Annotated in this window: 19 protein-coding genes; 18 read left to right on the top strand and 1 reads right to left on the bottom strand. The window is 53.5% G+C overall.

Annotated elements, in window-relative coordinates; translation table 11 throughout:
- Positions 1-125: 125 nt before the first annotated feature.
- The 11 genes from ACRBB0_RS19920 (at position 126) to ACRBB0_RS19870 (ending at position 11,987) form a co-directional block, all read left to right on the top strand.
- The gene (locus ACRBB0_RS19920; protein ID WP_431376215.1) at positions 126-1,022 is read left to right on the top strand and encodes a branched-chain amino acid ABC transporter permease; all 897 of its coding nucleotides are present in this window, start codon (positions 126-128) and stop codon (positions 1,020-1,022) included.
- On the top strand, positions 1,019-1,999 hold the full coding sequence (locus tag ACRBB0_RS19915) for a branched-chain amino acid ABC transporter permease (protein ID WP_431376214.1): 981 nt from the start codon (positions 1,019-1,021) through the stop codon (positions 1,997-1,999). The genes ACRBB0_RS19920 and ACRBB0_RS19915 overlap by 4 nt, the downstream gene beginning before the upstream one ends.
- A gap of 4 nt (positions 2,000-2,003) precedes the next feature.
- Complete coding sequence (locus ACRBB0_RS19910; protein WP_431376213.1) at positions 2,004-2,786, top strand: ABC transporter ATP-binding protein; 783 nt, start codon at positions 2,004-2,006, stop codon at positions 2,784-2,786.
- On the top strand, positions 2,787-3,446 hold the full coding sequence (locus tag ACRBB0_RS19905; protein WP_431376212.1) for an ABC transporter ATP-binding protein: 660 nt from the start codon (positions 2,787-2,789) through the stop codon (positions 3,444-3,446).
- Between the two features lie 10 nt (positions 3,447-3,456).
- Positions 3,457-4,629, top strand: a complete 1,173-nt coding sequence (locus tag ACRBB0_RS19900) for an iron-containing alcohol dehydrogenase (RefSeq protein WP_431376211.1) — start codon at positions 3,457-3,459, stop codon at positions 4,627-4,629.
- Positions 4,630-4,711: 82 nt separating this feature from the next.
- Positions 4,712-5,656: a cyclase family protein gene (locus tag ACRBB0_RS19895; protein ID WP_431376210.1), complete on the top strand. Its 945-nt coding sequence runs from the start codon at positions 4,712-4,714 to the stop codon at positions 5,654-5,656.
- Between the two features lie 61 nt (positions 5,657-5,717).
- Entirely contained in the window at positions 5,718-7,205 is a 1,488-nt protein-coding gene (locus ACRBB0_RS19890) for an NAD-dependent succinate-semialdehyde dehydrogenase (RefSeq protein WP_431376209.1), read from the top strand.
- Positions 7,206-7,257: 52 nt separating this feature from the next.
- Entirely contained in the window at positions 7,258-8,052 is a 795-nt protein-coding gene (locus ACRBB0_RS19885) for a poly(R)-hydroxyalkanoic acid synthase subunit PhaE (protein ID WP_431376208.1), read from the top strand.
- Entirely contained in the window at positions 8,045-9,145 is a 1,101-nt protein-coding gene (locus ACRBB0_RS19880; RefSeq protein ID WP_431376207.1) for an alpha/beta fold hydrolase, read from the top strand. The genes ACRBB0_RS19885 and ACRBB0_RS19880 overlap by 8 nt, the downstream gene beginning before the upstream one ends.
- 9 nt (positions 9,146-9,154) lie before the next feature.
- Positions 9,155-11,074, top strand: coding sequence for an acyl CoA:acetate/3-ketoacid CoA transferase (locus tag ACRBB0_RS19875; protein WP_431376206.1), 1,920 nt, complete (start codon positions 9,155-9,157; stop codon positions 11,072-11,074).
- A gap of 1 nt (position 11,075) precedes the next feature.
- Positions 11,076-11,987: an alpha/beta fold hydrolase gene (locus ACRBB0_RS19870; protein ID WP_431376205.1), complete on the top strand. Its 912-nt coding sequence runs from the start codon at positions 11,076-11,078 to the stop codon at positions 11,985-11,987.
- A 608-nt stretch (positions 11,988-12,595) separates the two neighbouring features.
- Here ACRBB0_RS19870 and ACRBB0_RS19865 read toward each other — a convergent pair.
- Positions 12,596-12,829: a hypothetical protein gene (locus ACRBB0_RS19865; protein WP_431376232.1), complete on the bottom strand. Its 234-nt coding sequence runs from the start codon at positions 12,827-12,829 to the stop codon at positions 12,596-12,598.
- A gap of 190 nt (positions 12,830-13,019) precedes the next feature.
- Between ACRBB0_RS19865 and ACRBB0_RS19860 the strand changes: the two genes are divergently transcribed.
- From ACRBB0_RS19860 to ACRBB0_RS19830, 7 genes are read left to right on the top strand one after another with little or no spacing between them, the layout of a single operon-like run.
- Positions 13,020-13,424, top strand: coding sequence for a hypothetical protein (locus ACRBB0_RS19860; protein WP_431376204.1), 405 nt, complete (start codon positions 13,020-13,022; stop codon positions 13,422-13,424).
- A 46-nt stretch (positions 13,425-13,470) separates the two neighbouring features.
- Positions 13,471-14,100 (top strand): lytic transglycosylase domain-containing protein, encoded by a 630-nt coding sequence (locus ACRBB0_RS19855; RefSeq protein WP_431376203.1) that lies wholly within the window; start codon positions 13,471-13,473, stop codon positions 14,098-14,100.
- Positions 14,097-14,387 carry a TrbC/VirB2 family protein gene (locus ACRBB0_RS19850; protein ID WP_431376202.1) on the top strand — a complete coding sequence of 97 codons (291 nt, stop codon included), beginning with the start codon at positions 14,097-14,099 and terminating at the stop codon, positions 14,385-14,387. The genes ACRBB0_RS19855 and ACRBB0_RS19850 overlap by 4 nt, the downstream gene beginning before the upstream one ends.
- 12 nt (positions 14,388-14,399) lie before the next feature.
- Positions 14,400-14,678, top strand: coding sequence for a type IV secretion system protein VirB3 (locus ACRBB0_RS19845; RefSeq protein WP_431376201.1), 279 nt, complete (start codon positions 14,400-14,402; stop codon positions 14,676-14,678).
- Positions 14,668-17,031 (top strand): type IV secretion system protein B4, encoded by a 2,364-nt coding sequence (locus ACRBB0_RS19840; RefSeq protein ID WP_431376200.1) that lies wholly within the window; start codon positions 14,668-14,670, stop codon positions 17,029-17,031. The genes ACRBB0_RS19845 and ACRBB0_RS19840 overlap by 11 nt, the downstream gene beginning before the upstream one ends.
- Complete coding sequence (locus tag ACRBB0_RS19835; protein WP_431376199.1) at positions 17,028-17,249, top strand: hypothetical protein; 222 nt, start codon at positions 17,028-17,030, stop codon at positions 17,247-17,249. The genes ACRBB0_RS19840 and ACRBB0_RS19835 overlap by 4 nt, the downstream gene beginning before the upstream one ends.
- Entirely contained in the window at positions 17,249-18,394 is a 1,146-nt protein-coding gene (locus tag ACRBB0_RS19830; protein WP_431376198.1) for a lytic transglycosylase domain-containing protein, read from the top strand. Before ACRBB0_RS19835 ends, ACRBB0_RS19830 begins: the two co-directional genes overlap by 1 nt.
- Positions 18,395-18,415: the final 21 nt, after the last annotated feature.

Raw genomic sequence — 18,415 nt, 5'->3', positions numbered from 1 at the left:
CACCACCGGAGCGCCCAGCCAACCTTATTCCGGTTGGGCGCTTTGCCCCTCAATTTTCTAACCCCCTGCGCTCGCCCAACTGTGGCGGTTCGGTCCGGGTGTTCTCAAACCGCAAGGAGCTTTCGATGCTTACTGCTCTCGCAATCGCCGTGGACGGACTGGGTTTTGCCGCCTGGTTGTTCCTTTCTTCGGTGGGCCTCACCCTGATCTACGGTGTGATGCGCATCCTCAATATTGCGCATGGGGGCTTTTATGCTCTTGGCGCGTATTCATCTGCCTGGGCAATTGGCCTCTACACCCAAACCGGCAGCACTATTGCCTTGACCTACTTAATCATTCCCGTCGCCGCACTTGTAGCCGGGGTTGTCGCGGGTCTCTTGATTGAGCGGGGAATTCTTCGCTTCATGTATGGCCGCGATGAGGTTCTCATGGTGCTCGTTACATACGCGATCTTTCTGATCCTCGAAGATGTCACAAAACTCATTTGGGGAACAGAATCCTACGTCGCGTATCAGCCCGCATATTGGCTTGGAACGATCGATGTCTTTGGTATTCCCTACACGGTTTACAAATTCATGATCATTGGCATCGCCCTTGCGCTTGGGTTGATCCTTTTCATCGTTCTGAACAAAACGCGCATCGGCAAGTTGCTTTTGGTAGTCATCGAAGACCGCGAAGTCAGCTCGGCTCTTGGCATCAATGTCACGCTCTTTTTCACCGTGACATTTGTCATTGGGGCGACACTCGGCGCGCTAGGCGGGGCTTTGACGGCTCCCGAGATTTCCGTCTCGCCGGGCATCGGTGCCGAAATCATTGTCATGGCCTTTGCCGTGATCGTCATTGGGGGCATGGGCAGCATCGGAGGCGCTATGATCGGCGCTTTGATCGTTGGTCTCGCACGTGCCGCCTCAGTCCACATTTATCCGCCTGCGGAGCTGTTCTCCATCTACCTCGTGATGGCCGCAGTTCTTGCCGTAAAGCCCTACGGTCTCTTCGCCATGGCTGAAGGAAGAAAGATATGATCCGCAATATAGACAAAACAGAAACCGCTCTGCTCACAGCCATTCCCATTCTCATTGCACTGGCTTTCGTGCTGCCTCAATGGATCGTCAACTATGTACAGGTGTCATTGGGCACCGGGTTGGTGGCACTTGGCGTCATGATCCAAATGCGCGCCGGTCTCGTGTCCTTCGGTCAAGGTCTTTACTTTTGCATCGGCGGATATACGGCAGGGCTTGCTGGGAAATTCTTCAGCATTTCGGACATCTTTGTCCTGGTTTTGCTTGGCATCATCACCAGCCTGTTAATCTCGGGTGTTCTTGGCTTCCTCTTGCGGCGCTACCGGGAAATCTTCTTTGCCATGCTGACGCTGGCGATTTCAATGATTCTGTTTGGCATGCTTTCCAGCAGTGAGGAACTCGGCAGCACCGACGGCTTCAACCTTCCTGCCGCGACCTATCTGGGGTGGGCACCAACAGGCGAGGTTGGGCGATATGCGCTCTACATTGCTACCGTCATCCCGGTCATCGCGATTGCGATCATGTTGAACCGCTATCTGCGTAGTCCGATGGGATACGTGAACGAAGCGATCCGCGAGAATGAGCTACGCGTTGAATATCTTGGCACCTCTGCGCACCAAGCTGTCCACATCACCTATATGCTCGCAGCTGCGGTGTCCTCGGTGGGCGGGGTCTTGTGGGCGCTATCACTTGGCCATGTCGACCCTGAAATGACCAACTGGACCACATCCGGTCAGTTTGTTTTCATCTCAATTCTTTCGGGCACTGGAAACATAATCGCACCACTTGTCGGCACGTTTCTGCTGGAAATTCTACGGGTTTACGCTGTCGAGATCTCTCCGAACACATGGCAGATGATCCTCGGCACAGTGATGCTGTTGATTATCATCTTCCTGCCTAAGGGCCTGTGGTCGCTGATCAATCGCACCCGTAAACCATCACAAACGTCCGTTTCGCCGGCCAAAACTCCAGGGGAGTGAACGCATGACTGTTATTCTTGAAACGAAAAATCTTGAACGGACATTTGGTGCAGTTGTCGCTGCGTCTGATATCAATATCACTATCAGTGAAGGCGAAGTTCTCGGCGTTATCGGCTCGAATGGGGCGGGGAAGACAACCTTTGTGAACATGGTGACAGGGTATCTGACGCCAAGCTCCGGTCAGATCCTTTACCGCGGCACGAATATAGCTGGCAGGCCAACACGTGAGCTTACCAAACTCGGGGTTTGCCGGTCCTTTCAGATTCCGCAATTGTTCCTTGAGCTGTCTGTGATCGACAACATGCTGATCGCGCTGACCATTGCCAAGCAAGATCGGCCGGTACTATTCAAGCCAGCAATCAACCAAGAGATCCGACATGAAGCGATGCAAATCCTTGCCCGTTTCGGGATCGAACAATGGGCCGAGCAGGAGATCACAACGCTGCCTCAAGGGGTTCGCAAGCTGATCGACATCGCGATGGCCACTGTGTCTGGGCCTGACCTTCTGTTCCTCGATGAACCGACCAGCGGTGTCAGCGCGGACGAGAAAATGGACATCATGCGTGTTCTCATCGATGCGTTGAAAACGACCAAAACTGCCGTGTTGTTCATCGAACATGACATGGAAATCATCGAGACATTCTCGCCACGAGTCGCGGCCTTCTATGAGGGAACAATCCTGGCAGATGGCCCGACTGCCGAGGTTCTCGCGAATGACAAAGTCCGCGAGTTCGTCATTGGTGGAGAGTTTCACAGACAAAGCACTTCAGAGGAGGCTGTATCTTAAATGTTGAAAATTGATAACATAGATCTGTCCATTCAACGCGTCCCAATTCTTCACGACGTGTCCCTCGACATAGCAGAAGGCAGCACCTGCGGACTGATTGGTCGAAACGGTGCGGGCAAGACGACGCTCCTGCGTGCAATAATGGGACTTTTGCCGGTTCGCAGCGGCTCAATTCGATTCCGTGACCATATCTTGACGGATATGAAACCCCACGAACGTGCAGGCCTGGGTATTGGCTACCTGCCAGAAGATCGCCGTCTCGTGCCTCACTTCACGGTTGAAGAAAACATCAAGGTCACGCTCTGGGCGAGCGGGCAGACAGATGAGACGCGCCTTCGTTGGGTCTATGAAATGATGCCAGAGATCGGCCGGTTTGCAGATCGCAAGGCCCTCACCCTCAGCGGTGGGCAACAGAAACTGGTCGCGTTGGGCCGCGCGATGGTTGCCGGCACAGACTTGCTTTTGCTTGATGAGCCTTTTGAGGGCGTTGCCCCGGCGCTCGCGCAGCGATTGATGGAAGTTATCTCGAACTTGAAATCCGAGAAACTCTCCGTGCTGATCTCAGAGTCGGACTACACGCATTCCGAGAAAGTCGTGGACAATGTTTACTCTATCGAGCGCGGCAAAATCAGCATCATGAACACCAGTGAAGCGGCATGAGGGTAGCGAAATGACGGACTTCATATTCAACACCACACCATCCATCCGGCAAATGTTGGGTGGTGCGACTCAATTGGGCAAAGTGCTGGAGAGCATGCCCTTTGCAAGTGATCGTAAAGACGTCCTTTTCGTCACTGACCCGGGGATCGTAAAACTTGGCCTCAGCGCGCCTGCGCTCAAAAGCATCCGTAGCCACGGATTTGAAGCCACTGTCTTTGACGCTGTTGAACCTGACCCCAAGGCGACAACGGTGCTTGAAGCCGTCAAAATTGCAAAAGCAAACAAGATCTCAGCCGTCGTGGGTTTCGGCGGTGGCAGTTCGATGGATGTGGCCAAGGTCATTGCGCTTCTCGCGGCGTCTGAACAATCCATCGACGCGGCCTATGGCGTCAATCAAGCCAAAGGCCAACGTTTGCCGCTGGTCCTTGTGCCAACGACGGCGGGCACCGGCTCCGAAGTGACCGCCGTGTCCATATTGACCACGGGGACTGAGGAGAAGAAGGGGATTGTCTCACCGATCATCCTACCGGACATTGCATTGCTGGACGCAGAACTGACCATTGGACTGCCGCCCCAAATCACCGCTGCAACCGGCGTTGACGCTATGGTACATGCTATTGAGGCCTACACTTCCAAGAGCCCCAACAACAACCCGATCTCTAAAACGCTCGCTTTGCAGGCTCTCGATCTGCTTGGCGCAAACCTTCGGGAAGTCGTCAGCAATGGGAAAAATATTGAAGCGCGGGCCAACATGTTACTCGGCTCAATGCTTGCGGGCCAGGCCTTCGCCAACTCGCCGGTCGCAGCTGTCCACGCGCTTGCCTATCCGATTGGGAGCATCTTTCACGTACCTCACGGGTTATCAAATGCGCTGGTTCTCGCAGAGGTGATGCGATTTAATGCTCCCCATTGCGCTCCTGCATATGCAGAACTTGCACCACATGTCTTTCCCAAAATCGACACCAACAGATCGACCGACGAAATCTGTAACGACTTCATCGAACGGTTAATCCAACTCAATGTCGATCTTGGGCTTGAAAAAGGACTTCGCCAGGTCGGAATTGCAGAAGGTGATCTCGACCGGCTTGCGACCGATGCGATGAACCAGACACGTCTCCTTGTGAACAACCCACGGGAAGTGACGCTGCAAGATGCCCGCCGGATATACGAAGCTTCGCTTTGATCCAGCGTGTTGAAGGGATCCGTGGAGCGGTCGCGACCCCCTTGAAATTTTAGACCGCAAATTTCCAAGGGAGGAAAAATCGATGAAGATGATTGCAATAACTGCTGCTTTTGTAGCCTGTTTGGCGGGTGGCGCTGTCGCACAGGACTGGACCGAGTCTCAATGGGGTCCGGAAGACGAAATCGGTGCCGCCAACCGTATTACACCAGAAAGCGTACTGGCGGCTTCGCAGCTGATCACAACCGGTAAAACCTATAATCTTGGGATCGTTGTAGATTCCTCTACGCCCGCATTTTCACCGCGCAGCATGAGCGTCACCGTTTTGCAGCCAAACCAGATCGAGACCGATGGTCTGGGCTCGAATGGTATGACCTATAACGACGATATCTTCACCGGCTGGCTGGGAATTGGGCCGCAGATCGACGGGCTGGGCCACATCGGCGTGAAGCACACATATTACAATGGCTTTCACGATTCCGAATTTGCCAAAGCAGACGGTCTCACAAAGCTGGGCATTGAAAAATTGCCGCCAATTGTGACCCGTGGGGTTCTGTTGAATATGGCGGCGCATTTTGATCAGGAAATTGTGCAGGAAGGAACACCCTACACGAAAGAAGACATCCAAGCTGCTGCCAGTGCACAAGGCGTCGAAATCCGCGAAGGCGATACCGTCTTGTTCCACTCCGGTTGGCTGAACCTTCTTGATGGTGAAAACCCGGATCACCAGCGCTATGTGTCCGTTGAACCCGGCCTTGGTATATCAGGCGCAGAATATCTCGCTGAAATCGGCGTCGTCGCGGTTGGTGCTGACACGTGGGGCCTTGAAACTCTGCCGTTCGAAGAAGGTACCGATGGCGTCTTCAAGGTCCACCAAATCCTGATCCCACAGAACGGTATTTTCATTCTTGAAAACATGGAAACCCGCGAGCTTGTTGCCGACAACGTCAACGAGTTCATGTTTGTTCTGGGTGCGACCCGCCTGAAAGGCGCAGTTCAGATGATGATCAACCCAACTGCAATCCGCTAATCTTATCGCCCTCGCGCTGCACCTGCGCGGGGGCAACACACCAAATGAAAAGACACCACCAATGGCATTGTTTTTTGCAGACTACCCTCACCGACTGAAGAACCATGATCTTGTGAAAGGCGCGGCCTTCGTGGGGGGCGAGTGGACAACGAAATCCAGCGACGGAAAGTCGTTTGATGTCACAAACCCATCGACCGGCGACAAAATTGCTCAGCTTCCCGATATGGGTATTGCTGAAACAAGGTCTGCAATTGACGCTGCTTATGAGGCACAGGTTGATTGGGCCAAACGCACCGGCAAAGAGCGTGCAAACGTCTTGCGCAAGTGGCACGATCTTATGATTGCCAACGCAGATGACCTGGCTGCGATCCTGTGTGCCGAGATGGGCAAACCACTCGCCGAGGCGAAAGGCGAAATCCTATATGGCGCCAGCTACATCGAATGGTTTGCCGAGGAAGCCAAGCGCATCTATGGCGATCTGATCCCCGGACACCAACACGATAAGCGCATCATGGTCATGCGCCAGCCCGTCGGCGTGGTTGCTTCTATCACACCCTGGAATTTCCCCAACGCGATGATCGCGCGCAAGGTTGCCCCGGCCCTCGCAGTTGGGTGCGCCTTTGTTGCCAAACCCGCCGCAGAAACGCCCTTGTCTGCGCTGGCGATGGCCGCTCTGGCGGAGGAAGCTGGCCTGCCCAAGGGGCTGTTCAGTATCGTGACATCAACATCCAGCTCTGACATCGGCAAAGAGTTTTGTTCAAATGTCAAGGTGCACAAGCTGACCTTTACCGGCTCAACGGAAGTTGGTCGTATTCTGATGCGTCAATCGGCCGACCAGATCATGAAGACATCAATGGAATTGGGTGGAAACGCCCCGTTCATCGTGTTTGACGATGCCGACCTCGACGCAGCTGTCGAAGGCGCGATAATCTCAAAATACCGCAACAACGGGCAAACCTGTGTCTGTGCAAACCGAATCTATGTCCAGTCGGGTGTGTATGATGCTTTTGCGGAAAAACTGACGGCTGCGGTAAAAGCAATCTCTGTTGGTGATGGCTTTGAAGATGGCGTTACTGCTGGTCCACTTATCGACAATAAGGCCGTGGAAAAGGTTCAAGAGCATATCGCCGACGCGACTGAGCTCGGCGCAAGAATCGTGACAGGCGGCAAAGCCCATACGCGTGGCGGTACGTTCTTTGAGCCGACTGTTCTGACCGGCGTCACCAAGGAAATGAAGATCGCCTCGGACGAGACCTTCGGCCCGGTCGCGCCTCTGTTCAGATTTGAAACCACTGAAGATGTCATCGAGCAGGCCAATGACACGATCTTTGGGTTGGCATCCTACTTCTATGCCAATGATCTGTCTCGTGTCTGGAAAGTCGCAGAGGCACTGGAATACGGCATGGTCGGCGTCAATACCGGTCTGATCTCGACGGAAGTCGCCCCCTTCGGCGGTGTCAAACAATCTGGTCAGGGTCGCGAAGGCTCAAAACACGGGACCGAGGATTATCTTGAGATGAAGTACGTCTGCATCGGTGGCATCGCGTAGCCCGCCAATGCAATCCACTCAATATCCTGGAAACACTATTGTGAGGCACGACATGAGCGACACATCAAAACCCATGGCACAGGCCATAAAGGCAATGATGGAAAACCAGGCGCATTTCATGCAGGCCTATTCCGATTTTTGGGAGAAACCGGGCGCTGATAGAGGCGCAGCGACGAGCAATCTGTTTGATGCGTTTCAGGAGAAGATGGCAGCGTGGAGTGCCCGCATGCCAAACGCCGACTGGATGAAAAACAAAGATGTTGTGTCCGAGACAATGCAGCGCATGATGGATCCGGCGCGCCTGCTATTTGCCGGATCGGATGAACTCAACAAGACCCTCAACAAGCTTGTGGAGGGGCCCGAGTTATCTGACATTGGCACGCTGGAACGGCAGAGCCTGAAGACCATGAAAGAATGGGCGGCGCTGAAAGAGGCCAACACCCAATACCAGGTTGTCATCGGCAAGGCCTGGACCCGCGCATTTGCGGCCTTTTCGAATGAAGTGGCGCAAGAGCCAGATGTCGCGCTCAAGGGGTCAAAGGTGTTTTGCGACCGCTGGTTCGCTATTGCCAATGATGAGCTGATCAAAACCCAACGCACACGCGAATTTCTGGAGGCCCACCGCCAGCTCTTGCGCAGCGGCGTCGAATACCGCTTGCGCGAGCGCGAGATGGTTGAGGCTTGGTGTGAAGCGCGATCCATGCCAACGCGCACGGAAGTCGATGACCTGCACAAGACTGTCTATCTGCTGCGCAAGGAAATGCGTGGATTGAAGAAGCAGCTGGCGGCGGCAAATCCAAAGAAACCCGGCGATTCTCCAACTGGAAGGACGACAAAAAATGGCTGAATTCCGCGAAAGCAGCCTGCTGTTGAAAGAGGCGCAGGAGCTTTTTGAAAACATCTCAAAAGGAACGGAGGCTCTGTCCCAGATCAAGGATGCCGACATTGAAGTGGGCACGTCACTAAAGACCTTGATTCATGCACAGGACAAGGTGACGCTGCATCATTACGAACCGCTTGACGGCGTCAAATCAACCATTGGGCCGGTTTTGATTTGTTATGGTTTGATTGGGCGTTACACTATGATCGATCTTCAGGAGGACCGATCTTTGGTGCGCAATCTGTTGGCGCGCGGGGTTGATCTTTATGTAGTCGATTGGGGGCATCCCAACCGGTCGGATCAATGTCTGACATTGGATGATTATGTTGATTGGTATCTGGACGATTGCGTCGATGCCATCTGTGCGGATGCGGGTGTTGGCCAACTCACACTCCTGGGGATTTGCGAAGGGGGGGTGTTTTCCACGATCTATGCGGCGCGCCATCCCGAAAAAATCCGCAATCTGATGCTGACGATCACGCCCATCGACTTTCATGCCGATCAAACGGACCCGGAGGAAACCCACGGCTTCATCAACCTGTGGACCCGTAATCTGCAGGATGAGGATATCAACCGCCTGGTAGAGGCCTTTGGCACGCTACCCGGTGACATCATGTCGAGCGTCTTTCAACAAATGACACCGATCAACACGATGACAAAATACAATCTTGGCATTGTCGACGCCTTCAAAGATGAGGCACGGTTGAAGAATTTTCTGCGTATGGAGAAATGGCTGGCAGACCGCCCCAACCATCCGGGTGAGGCGGCGAAACAATGGCTCATCGGCCTTTACAAGGAAAACCGGTTGGTGGATGGCACGTTGGAAATTTCAGGAGAAAATGTTGATCTAAGCCAGATCACGATGCCTGTGCTCAATGTCTATGCCAAGGGAGATCATATTATTCCCCCCCCATGTTCGACCGCATTGGGAAAATATGTGGGCACAATAGATTATACCGAACTTGCGCTGCCCGGCGGCCATGTTGGCGTTTACGTCAGTAGCAAAAGCCAAGGCATTGTCGGGGACGGTATTTTCAAGTGGCTGAGCGAACGGCAATAGGGACTATCGATGGCGAATCTGGCGGTCAGCGCAGCGGAGGCCATTTCGGTTATCCGGGACGGGGATACCGTTGCGGTGTCCGGATTTGTGGGTGTTGGCACGCCGGATGAGTTGCTGATCGCGCTGGAACAGCGTTTCCTTGAAACTGGCCACCCGCGCGATTTAACGTTGGTGTTCGCTGCGGCCCCCGGCGACGGCAAGGACCGGGGACTGAACAGGCTGGCTTACAAAGGGCTGATCAAACGCGGCATTGGCGGGCATTGGGCGCTCGTGCCAAAGCTTGCAAAAATGGCCGTAGACAACGACATCGAAGCCTACAACTTGCCGCTTGGCTGTATAAGCCAGCTATATCGCGAAATAGCGGGCGCAAAGCCCGGCATGCTGTCCAAAGTCGGGCTGCGGACGTTTGTGGACCCCCGCCTCCAGGGCGGGAAAATCAACAGTCGCACAGAAGAAGACCTTGTGTCTTTGCAGGTTATCGACGGTAAAGAATGGCTGTTTTACAAGTCATTCCCAATTGATGCCACCTTGTTGCGCGCAACGACAGCTGATCTAACAGGCAACGCGACGATGGAACGCGAGGCGCTCAAGCTCGATGCGACGTCGATGGCCATGGCCGCGCATAATTCGGATGGTGTTGTCATCGTTCAGGTTGAACGGACCGCAATACGCGGCTCTCTGAACCCTAACCGTGTGCAAATCCCCGGCGCCTTGGTGGATTGCGTCGTGAAATCCAGCCGTGAAAACCATATGCAGACCTACGCGACGCCATATAATCACGCCTTTTCAGGCGAGCTGCGCCACCCTCTCGAAAGCATCCCAAATTTGCCGCTAGATCAACGCAAGGCTATCGCAAGGCGCGTGGCATTTGAGTTGCCAATTGATGGTGTCGTTAACCTCGGCATCGGAATGCCGGAAGGCGTAGCGGGTGTGGCGGCAGAAGAAGGTCTGCTGGATTGCGTAACCTTGACCGCTGAACCCGGGGTAATTGGTGGCATGCCCCAGGGCGGCATGGATTTTGGTGCTGCACTTAACCCTGACGCAGTCATCCAGCAAAGTTTGCAGTTTGATTTTTATGACGGCGGCGGACTCGATATGGCGTGTCTGGGCATGGCCCAAACCGATAGGCACGGCAATGTAAACGTCTCCAAATTTGGGTCACGCTTTGCCGGAGCCGGAGGTTTTATCAACATCAGTCAAAATGCAGGTCGTCTGGTGCTTGCGGGCACATTTAAGGCCGGTGGCCTTGAGACAACCATTCGCGAAGGGGTGCTGAACATCCTGAATGAAGGTCATTCCATGAAGTTTCTTGGCCAGGTTGATCAGATCACCTTTTCAGGGCCCTTTGCGGCTGAGATGGAACAGTCAGTGCTCTATGTGACAGAACGTTGCGTGTTTCAAAACACCCCGAAAGGGCTTGAGCTGATTGAGGTTGCGCCCGGCATCGACATTGAGCGCGATATTCTGGCCCATATGGAGTTTGAGCCAATTATCGGTGAGGTTCGTTCAATGGATGCGCGCATATTCATGGATAGGCCAATGAATTTGAAAGTCGACATTTTCGACGCGCCATTAAAAGAACGAATACAGTTTGATCGGGAAAAAAATATGCTCGAATTCAATTTCCGTGGCCTGACGATATCGCATACTTTACAACTATCTGAGATAGAGGCGCTGGTTTCAGGCATTTGCAGCACGCTGCACGGCCGGGTCGACAGCATTGTTCATTATGACGGGTTTGACGTGACATCAAGCTTGGAAGATCCCTACCGGGATCTAGTCGCCAGACTGGAAAAGAAATTTTATGCCAGGACCCAACGATTCAGTAGAAACCCCTTCATGCGCCTGCGCTTTGGGGCCGAACTTATCAAGAGAAACCTAAATGCGCGCGTGGTTCGTGAAGCAGTTGTAACAGGTTACGCGGACTAAGATGACAGCGAGACAATCCAAAAAAACATGCCCAAGCCAATTGATGCCTTCCCTGAATGCAGATCTTACAGGCAAGGTAACCTGCATTTCACCCGTTGGGTTTCACGAAATAGCCTATCGTGAGTTCGGGCGATATCCGGCCAAAAACAATGTACTCTGTGTGCATGGGCTAACCCGCAACAGCCACGACTTTGACTATCTTGCTAGTCAGCTTTCAGCCGAGGGTAACCGGGTAGTTTGTGCCGATCTGGTTGGACGCGGTCAGAGCGATTGGTTGAGCGATCCTCAGCACTACCAACTTCTGCAATACAATTCAGACATCGTTACGCTGGCTGCGGAACGCGGGCTTGCCCATTTCGATTGGATTGGAACGTCCCTTGGAGGCCTGATGGGGATCAGTCTGGCAGGTTTAGAGAACTCTCCAATAAAGCGTCTCATCGTCAATGATATTGGCCCAAAAGTTCCATATTCAGCCCTCTCTCGGGTAACTCTTTATGCCGGAACCATTCATCAATTCTCCAACCTTGACGATGTGGAGGCACATTTGCGTGAAACACTTACACCATTTGGGCCCATGACAGACGATAACTGGCACAGAATGGCCGTAACCAGTGCGATCGAGACTGATGTGGGTTTTGAGTTGCGGCACGATCCGAATATTCTTCAGAACTTTCGCCGATACTTTATGTTTATGCACTTTAGCCTATGGAACTACTGGGAGCGCATAACTTGCCCGGTGCTGGTTCTGCGAGGTACACAGTCAGATTTTTTGACTGAAACACTAGCAAACGAGATGCTTCACAGGTTGCCCCACGCCGAACTGATTGAATTTGAAGGAGTCGGCCACACACCAACACTGAACGCAGATTGGCAGATAGATCCGATACTCAGATGGCTAGATGCGAACCCTTAAGAGGACGTTGTTGCGCAGATTACTAGCCGGCGGATAGCGCAAGGACTTTCAACCTGAGTCTCTTTGACACATCCAGATCTGGGTAGAATCCACCCCTACGTGTTGTCCTACCCAACGTGTTTCTTCTCTGTGGGTACCAAATTGTTGTCAGCTGCCATTGAGGTTTGGCGCAACGAAAGCGCGGATAGTCCCTCGTCTTTCTATCTCATCGAGGTTGCAGCGACTGGTCGGGGTTGGAAACCGCCCAATGATGTGATTTTAAGGGCCGGTTCGGTGAAATTCGCTGCCCCGCCGCAAATGCCACGCTGCAAGAGCGAAAGTTTTCTGCGTTAGCACTAGCTGCATGTGCATAAGTCAGCTTCGTCCCGCAAATTACCGGTTCATGCACGATGCGGCGAAGGTCTGCTATGGCCCCTGCCCCAGTGTCATCAATAGAAAATGCTAAGTGATTGTTTTCAAGGGTGGCACAGTCTCACTGTTAAAGGTTTCCGACATTGGGTGAATTTCGAGGGGTTTCTTGTGAACATATGAAGGCCACAAGAACCCCTGTCGCGGGCGAGAGATACATCGATGGCTCACCTAGATCAAATCAACTGAAAGTTGCGAGTTCAATTTGCCATCTGTTGAACGAAACGACCATATTCTTGACTAACTTCCTGAGCCTCGGTGAACGCCCTCGCGCGTTCGCCTTCCATGCAACGGAAATAGTCTTGAACATTGGTGATGTAGTCTTCGAAATCTTGTCGGATAAGGTCTTCGTATTCCCGTGCGGACGCGGGGTCGCTCGGTACAAATGGTCTGGTTGGTGCCAAACACGTTTCAGCAATTGCCGAATGAGCCATAAAAACAAACCAGATTATAAGAGTGTAAGTCGTCTTCCGTGACTTAGCCATAGTGGTTGTTTCCTTATCATACTTGAGTAAAAGTAATCTTGCTGCTTAAGGGTGGTATATAGGAAGACTTGCATCGAGTGACAATATTATAACTTGATGATGGTTTTATAACATTGTAATGTGGTGGTGCCTGAGAAGGGTGCCACTGCTGCTGACCATGGAGGTGACGCAGATCGTGGCGACAAACATAAATAAAGAAGCGCCTAATGTGGTCACAGAAACGCATTTCAAGACCCTTGTTGACAGCGGTTATCAAGCAGAGGTTGTGTGCAAAACCAAAGCTACAAAGAAAGCTGCGGTTTGGTACGGCATCTGGATTATCCGCGTCGTCAACAAGGAACGCACATACGAAAAACTGCTCGTCCCAGCCCGCAAGAAGCTCGGCGACGACGACGAAATTGCAGTCCGTACCTTTAAGACAGCAAACGGCCTTATCTCCTTCCTCGAAAGCATGGGCTTCACACAAGTCAACATTCCGATGCTTGAAGGCGGTCGCACGTTGCACGCCCTGCCAGACAGGCCTATCGAAAGTAGCGACAGCTAGTCTTGCTGCTCTAATACTCGCCAGCACCCCTGCTCTTGCGCAGAGCATGGTGCTTGTAATGAACGGCGACGGCTCACTGAGTGAGTCTACTGCGCAAGACAACTTTGCACGAAATTACAATGATGGTGTGGGCCAAGGGTCAGCGTCCGAAGGACTGCAACTTTTCGGTCAAGGCACTGCTGTTGAGAGTGAGACAACAGATGGCGACTTTCGCGTTGCGTCTGTTGCACCAAGGGCCGCTGTGCCGCGCCCTGAAATTCTTCAAGCAATCGACGCAACAGCTATGCGCTACGCAAGCCACCCTGCCCTGCGTCGTGCAGGGCTTTCGGTGACTGAATGGCGTTTGTTGTTCCGAGCAAACATTGAAATCGAGAGTGCCTATAACGTCGGCGCTCGGAGTCAGGTCGGCGCAATCGGCCTTGGGCAACTCATGCCTGAGACAGCGCGTGACCTGAACGTCGATCCTCACAATTGGCAACAGAATCTCGACGGGTCGGCCCGGTATCTTCTCATGATGCTGGTCCAATTCGGGGATGCGCGATTGGCATTGGCTGCATACAACGCTGGCCCCGATGCTGTGACGCGCAACAACGGTATCCCGCCTTATCGGGAAACCCAAAATCACGTCAGCAGGGTGCTGGCTGTGTTTAACCGGCTAGAAGGAGAAAACTCATGAAGCCAAATACGACCAACGTGGTGACACTGATCGGTGTATTCCTGATGCTGGCACAACCGGCATTAGCGCAATCCATCGACCTCTCACCTGTCCAAAGTGTTCTGCAAGGCATCGTCGATGCGATTACCGGCCCGCTCGGTATCGTGATCGGCACACTGGCTCTGATCGGTGTGTTCCTTTCGTGGCTCTTTGGCATCCTCGATTTCCGTCAAGCCCTCTGGGTGATCATCGGGATCGCGGGGATCGCAGCCGCACCAACAATCGTCGCTGCAATCTGGACCACATAAGGAACACTACGAATGGCCGAACAAACCCCACTTTTCAAAGGACTGCTCAGACAGCCGAAGCTACTCGGCTTGCCCGTCATGTACGCGATGGTGTGGTTGTTCGGCGGCGTTCTGGTGTTTCTGTGGACACAACATTGGGTGGTCGCGGTTCTTGCCGTGGCCGCCTACCCCGCTCTGCGTAAAGCTGCGGATTGGGACCCAAATTTCTTGGACGTGGTTGTGACGACTCTGCAAGAGACGCCTCCCACGACAAACCGTAAAATTCACGATGGAGATAGCTATGCGCCTTGAAGATGGCTTTGACGCTGCATCGCTGTTGCCCCATTGGGTTGCGAAGGAAAAACACCTCGCACAGATGCTTCCTTATGTCAGTCTGGTAGATGATCAGACCGTGCGGACGCGCGGGAATGAACTGTTCCAGTGCATCCGTCTTGATGGCATTAACAGCTATACGAAAGACGACGACGAGCTGGACAAAATACGTGACCTGTTCGCACAAATCGTATCGGACAGCGGCCACCAGTTTGCCTACTACGTGCATAAGGTCTCTAAGCCCATTGATCCGGCAATGAAACCTATCGAGGGCGATAGCTTTGCAGCTGCGGTCGATGAACAATGGCGGGCCTTTCTTGCGAACGCTGGTATGCGGGATAAGACGCTCACGCTGACAATCATGCACCGTCCCGCAACATCAAAGAAAGTTCCGTTCTCACCAAAAAAATCTATCGAGGCTTTGCGTGAAGAAACGGCCAAACGTATGCGGGCGCTGCGCGAGGCGGTTGGCTTCATCAGCACCACATTCGCCGATATGCAACCACGCCTTCTGAACGCAGAGAGTGGTGAGCTATTGGGCTTCCTTGGCAGTCTCAACACTGGCGAAGAAACCCCCCTCTATTCCGGCACGAAGTATGGCGTTGTCGCTGATGCTGTTGCCAATACGCGGGTCACATTCAAGGGCGATAGCTTTGAACTGACTGGTGGCTCGGTCGGTAAGAAAATCGGCACGACCTTGGCGATCAAGGATTACTCCGAAAGAACGCCCTGCACGATGTTCGATGAACTCAACCTGCCTATCGACATGGTGATCACGCATTCCTTCACGCCGGTGAACAGCAACACTATGGATGATCGGATTAAGCGCCAGATGCGCTTGATGCAGACGACCGAAGATGGCGCAGTAACGCAGTATGAACAACTCGCGGCTGCGCGTGATGAATTGCTAAGTGGCCGTCTTAGCTTTGGGGATCACCATATGTCGGTGACGCTCTTTGCTGACTCTGTTCCTGAACTAGATGATTACACGGCAGAGATACGCAGTAGCGCACTTACGCAGGGCGTGAAAATCATCAAAGAAGGTTTCGCTCTGCGGACCCACTTCTTTGCGCAACACCCCGGCAACTCGGTTAAGCGCAGCCGCAAGGCAATCGTGACCAGCAAGAATTTCGCGTCGTTTGCCGCATTTCACCGCACGCCTTTGGGGAAGACTGGCGATAACGTGCCTTGGGGCGTCCCAATCACGATGCTCCCAACGCCCGAACGCTCTGGATTCTGGTTCAACTACCATGAAAAGGGCTCCCCCGATGCGGAACCTACAGGCGGTCACACGCTGATCTTTGGTCGGCAGGGTGCCGGTAAGTCGGTCCTGTCGGCTTTCCTTGCCACGCTTGCGCGGCGGGCCGGTGCGCGGGTGTTCGTCTTTGATTATCGCCTCGGAATGGAGATGGCGGTTCGCGCAAACGGCGGCACGTATTCTTCGATCAAGGCAGGCGAACCAACAGGTTTGAACCCGCTGTGGACCGAGACCGACATTGAAGGTCAAGCGTGGATGAACGAATGGCTCATGTCCCTCTTTAGCCGCGATGATCGGTCCTACACGCCATTGCAGCGAACGAAAATTCAAGAGGTGATCCGCCAGAACGCCGAGGCGGCTGACCCCTCATTGCGGAATTGGGATGATCTAGCTTCGTTGTTTGCTGCAACCGATGATGACGGTGACTTGCAACAACGTGCGCGTGAATGGGCTGCTGACGGGCGCTACGGCTGGATTTTTGGTCAGAACCTAGAGGACAGCTTTTCACTTGATGGCGATTTTGTGGGTTTCGATCTGACCGGCATTCTGGACGATTCCAGTGAACGGGAACGCATGGCTGTGCTTTCGTATCTGTTCCGCCGTGTCGAACGGACCATGAAAGACCTCAAGCCAACCTTGATCATCGTGGACGAAACATGGAAGTCGCTCGACAACCATTACTTCCGCGAAAAACTGGAAAGCTGGCTCTTTTCCGTGCGGAAACAGAATGCGGTCGTTGTGATGATGACCCAATTCCCAAGCCAGCTCAAAAAGACCGGCGTTGCAGAGACAATTTTGCAGGCGGTGCCTACGCAAATCCTACTCCCCAACTCGAAGGCGAAGGCGGCTGACTATGACCTTCTAAGCCTCGAAGACAAGGAACTTGATGTGATGCTGACAACCCCAAGCGCATCGCGCCTGGGGCTTGTGAGAGACGACCAAGGATCAGTTGTTGTGAACGCTGATCTGAGCGCCCTCGGGTCGCTGCTAACCATCCTCGGCGGGATGAAAAAAGGAGAACAGTTGGTGGGTGCCGATTACCGCCAGCGTCCAGACTTTTGGAGAGTCAAATGACAAGAACTGTATTATTGCTTCTGGGCCTCACTCTGACTGCCTGTGGTGAATATCAAGGGCTGACAGCTAATTGCTTCAACACTGACAGCGGCGCGACCGTCACCCGCTCGGCGAACTCGCTCAGCTTTCTACCGCAATCCAGTGGCCGCTTGTCTACGGCAACAGCGCCGGTTGATGATTGCAGCTTTACGCCGCTTGGTGGACCGGGGGGTCAGTGATGCGCCCTACCCTATCAACAACGGCTCTTTGCCTGATCTGGGCAACATCATCGTTCGCTCAAGGTGTGCCAACGGTCGATGGGGGCCTGATCATTCGCAACGAAGCCGCCAACCTGCGGCGCGAGGCTGATCTTGCGACACAGGCCGAACGTCTTTCGACCGCCGAGGCTATTGCGGAAATTGAAGCCGAACAGCTTGAAGTGCTGCAAAACATCCTCGACGCACAAACCAGTTTTGGTGGTCAGAATATTCCTGCAATGGTTCAAGGTCTCGAAGACGGCGCATTACCGGAACAATCTGCTGACGCCCTTTACTCACCGACCGACACCAACCCTGCTGGTGATCAAATGTTTGGGGACGCAAACCTGAACATCGAACAGCTTATTATCCGTGTGGCCCAAGAAACGCACGGATTGAACGGCGTCAGTCAGGCAGGTCTTTCGGTCGTACAGTGGCGTTGTCTGTTGCAAGCTCTTATCTGGCAGGAAAGTCGCTTTACGATTGGCGCACGGTCGCCAGTAGGTGCGTTCGGTCTGACCCAAATCATGCCACCTACGGCGGGTGATCTGGGTATTTACCCCGCCTACTATGACAGCCCTTATTTGCAGGTTGAAGGTGGCGCACGGTATCTCGCGCAGATGCTTCGCATGTTTGATGGCAACATCATCCACGCGCTTGCTGCCTATAACGCTGGACCCGGCAACGTTCAAAACTACGGTGGCGTTCCGCCTTTCAAGGAAACCCAGCATTACGTGCAGGTGATCCCCCAGAAATATAACGAATATCTCACCCGCGTTGGTGGGATTGACGCCTTGGGAACTATCGACCCCGCGTTGCTGGCGAACTCGAACCTTTCGATTTCAGGCAGTGGCGCAAGTTTCTATGCCAACAGCTCTATGCAGAATGTAGAAGCTGCCGCCCTTCGTGTTCGCAACATCGTAGAGCGGATCGGACAAACCACCGATATTCAAGAGTCGATGGCACTCAACACCTACGCACGGGCCGAACTGGTCAGGCTGGTATCGGTCCTTACTCGACTGAAAGCCGCCCGCACCCGTCCTCTGAGCGATGCCGAACTGGCAATGGCTGCGGCTCAACTCAGAGAACAACAATTCATGGACTTCACATTGGAGGAACTCGACTAATGGAAAATTTCACCAAACCCC

It is taken from the genome of Pelagimonas sp. (genome assembly GCF_050633425.1).
GTDB lineage: Bacteria > Pseudomonadota > Alphaproteobacteria > Rhodobacterales > Rhodobacteraceae > Pelagimonas.
The sequence above is the reverse complement of the archived record's forward strand: the minus strand, read 5'-3'. Positions and strand labels throughout refer to the sequence as shown.

Bases quoted from the DNA above. Each gene is read 5' to 3' on its own strand.
- ACRBB0_RS19920 (WP_431376215.1), top strand. From the start codon at position 126: ATGCTTACTGCTCTCGCAATCGCCGTGGACGGACTGGGTTTTGCCGCC.
- ACRBB0_RS19915 (WP_431376214.1), top strand. From the start codon at position 1,019: ATGATCCGCAATATAGACAAAACAGAAACCGCTCTGCTCACAGCCATT.
- ACRBB0_RS19910 (WP_431376213.1), top strand. From the start codon at position 2,004: ATGACTGTTATTCTTGAAACGAAAAATCTTGAACGGACATTTGGTGCA.
- ACRBB0_RS19905 (WP_431376212.1), top strand. From the start codon at position 2,787: ATGTTGAAAATTGATAACATAGATCTGTCCATTCAACGCGTCCCAATT.
- ACRBB0_RS19900 (WP_431376211.1), top strand. From the start codon at position 3,457: ATGACGGACTTCATATTCAACACCACACCATCCATCCGGCAAATGTTG.
- ACRBB0_RS19895 (WP_431376210.1), top strand. From the start codon at position 4,712: ATGAAGATGATTGCAATAACTGCTGCTTTTGTAGCCTGTTTGGCGGGT.
- ACRBB0_RS19890 (WP_431376209.1), top strand. From the start codon at position 5,718: ATGGCATTGTTTTTTGCAGACTACCCTCACCGACTGAAGAACCATGAT.
- ACRBB0_RS19885 (WP_431376208.1), top strand. From the start codon at position 7,258: ATGAGCGACACATCAAAACCCATGGCACAGGCCATAAAGGCAATGATG.
- ACRBB0_RS19880 (WP_431376207.1), top strand. From the start codon at position 8,045: ATGGCTGAATTCCGCGAAAGCAGCCTGCTGTTGAAAGAGGCGCAGGAG.
- ACRBB0_RS19875 (WP_431376206.1), top strand. From the start codon at position 9,155: ATGGCGAATCTGGCGGTCAGCGCAGCGGAGGCCATTTCGGTTATCCGG.
- ACRBB0_RS19870 (WP_431376205.1), top strand. From the start codon at position 11,076: ATGACAGCGAGACAATCCAAAAAAACATGCCCAAGCCAATTGATGCCT.
- ACRBB0_RS19865 (WP_431376232.1), bottom strand. From the start codon at position 12,829: ATGGCTCATTCGGCAATTGCTGAAACGTGTTTGGCACCAACCAGACCA.
- ACRBB0_RS19855 (WP_431376203.1), top strand. From the start codon at position 13,471: ATGGTGCTTGTAATGAACGGCGACGGCTCACTGAGTGAGTCTACTGCG.
- ACRBB0_RS19850 (WP_431376202.1), top strand. From the start codon at position 14,097: ATGAAGCCAAATACGACCAACGTGGTGACACTGATCGGTGTATTCCTG.
- ACRBB0_RS19845 (WP_431376201.1), top strand. From the start codon at position 14,400: ATGGCCGAACAAACCCCACTTTTCAAAGGACTGCTCAGACAGCCGAAG.
- ACRBB0_RS19840 (WP_431376200.1), top strand. From the start codon at position 14,668: ATGCGCCTTGAAGATGGCTTTGACGCTGCATCGCTGTTGCCCCATTGG.
- ACRBB0_RS19835 (WP_431376199.1), top strand. From the start codon at position 17,028: ATGACAAGAACTGTATTATTGCTTCTGGGCCTCACTCTGACTGCCTGT.
- ACRBB0_RS19830 (WP_431376198.1), top strand. From the start codon at position 17,249: ATGCGCCCTACCCTATCAACAACGGCTCTTTGCCTGATCTGGGCAACA.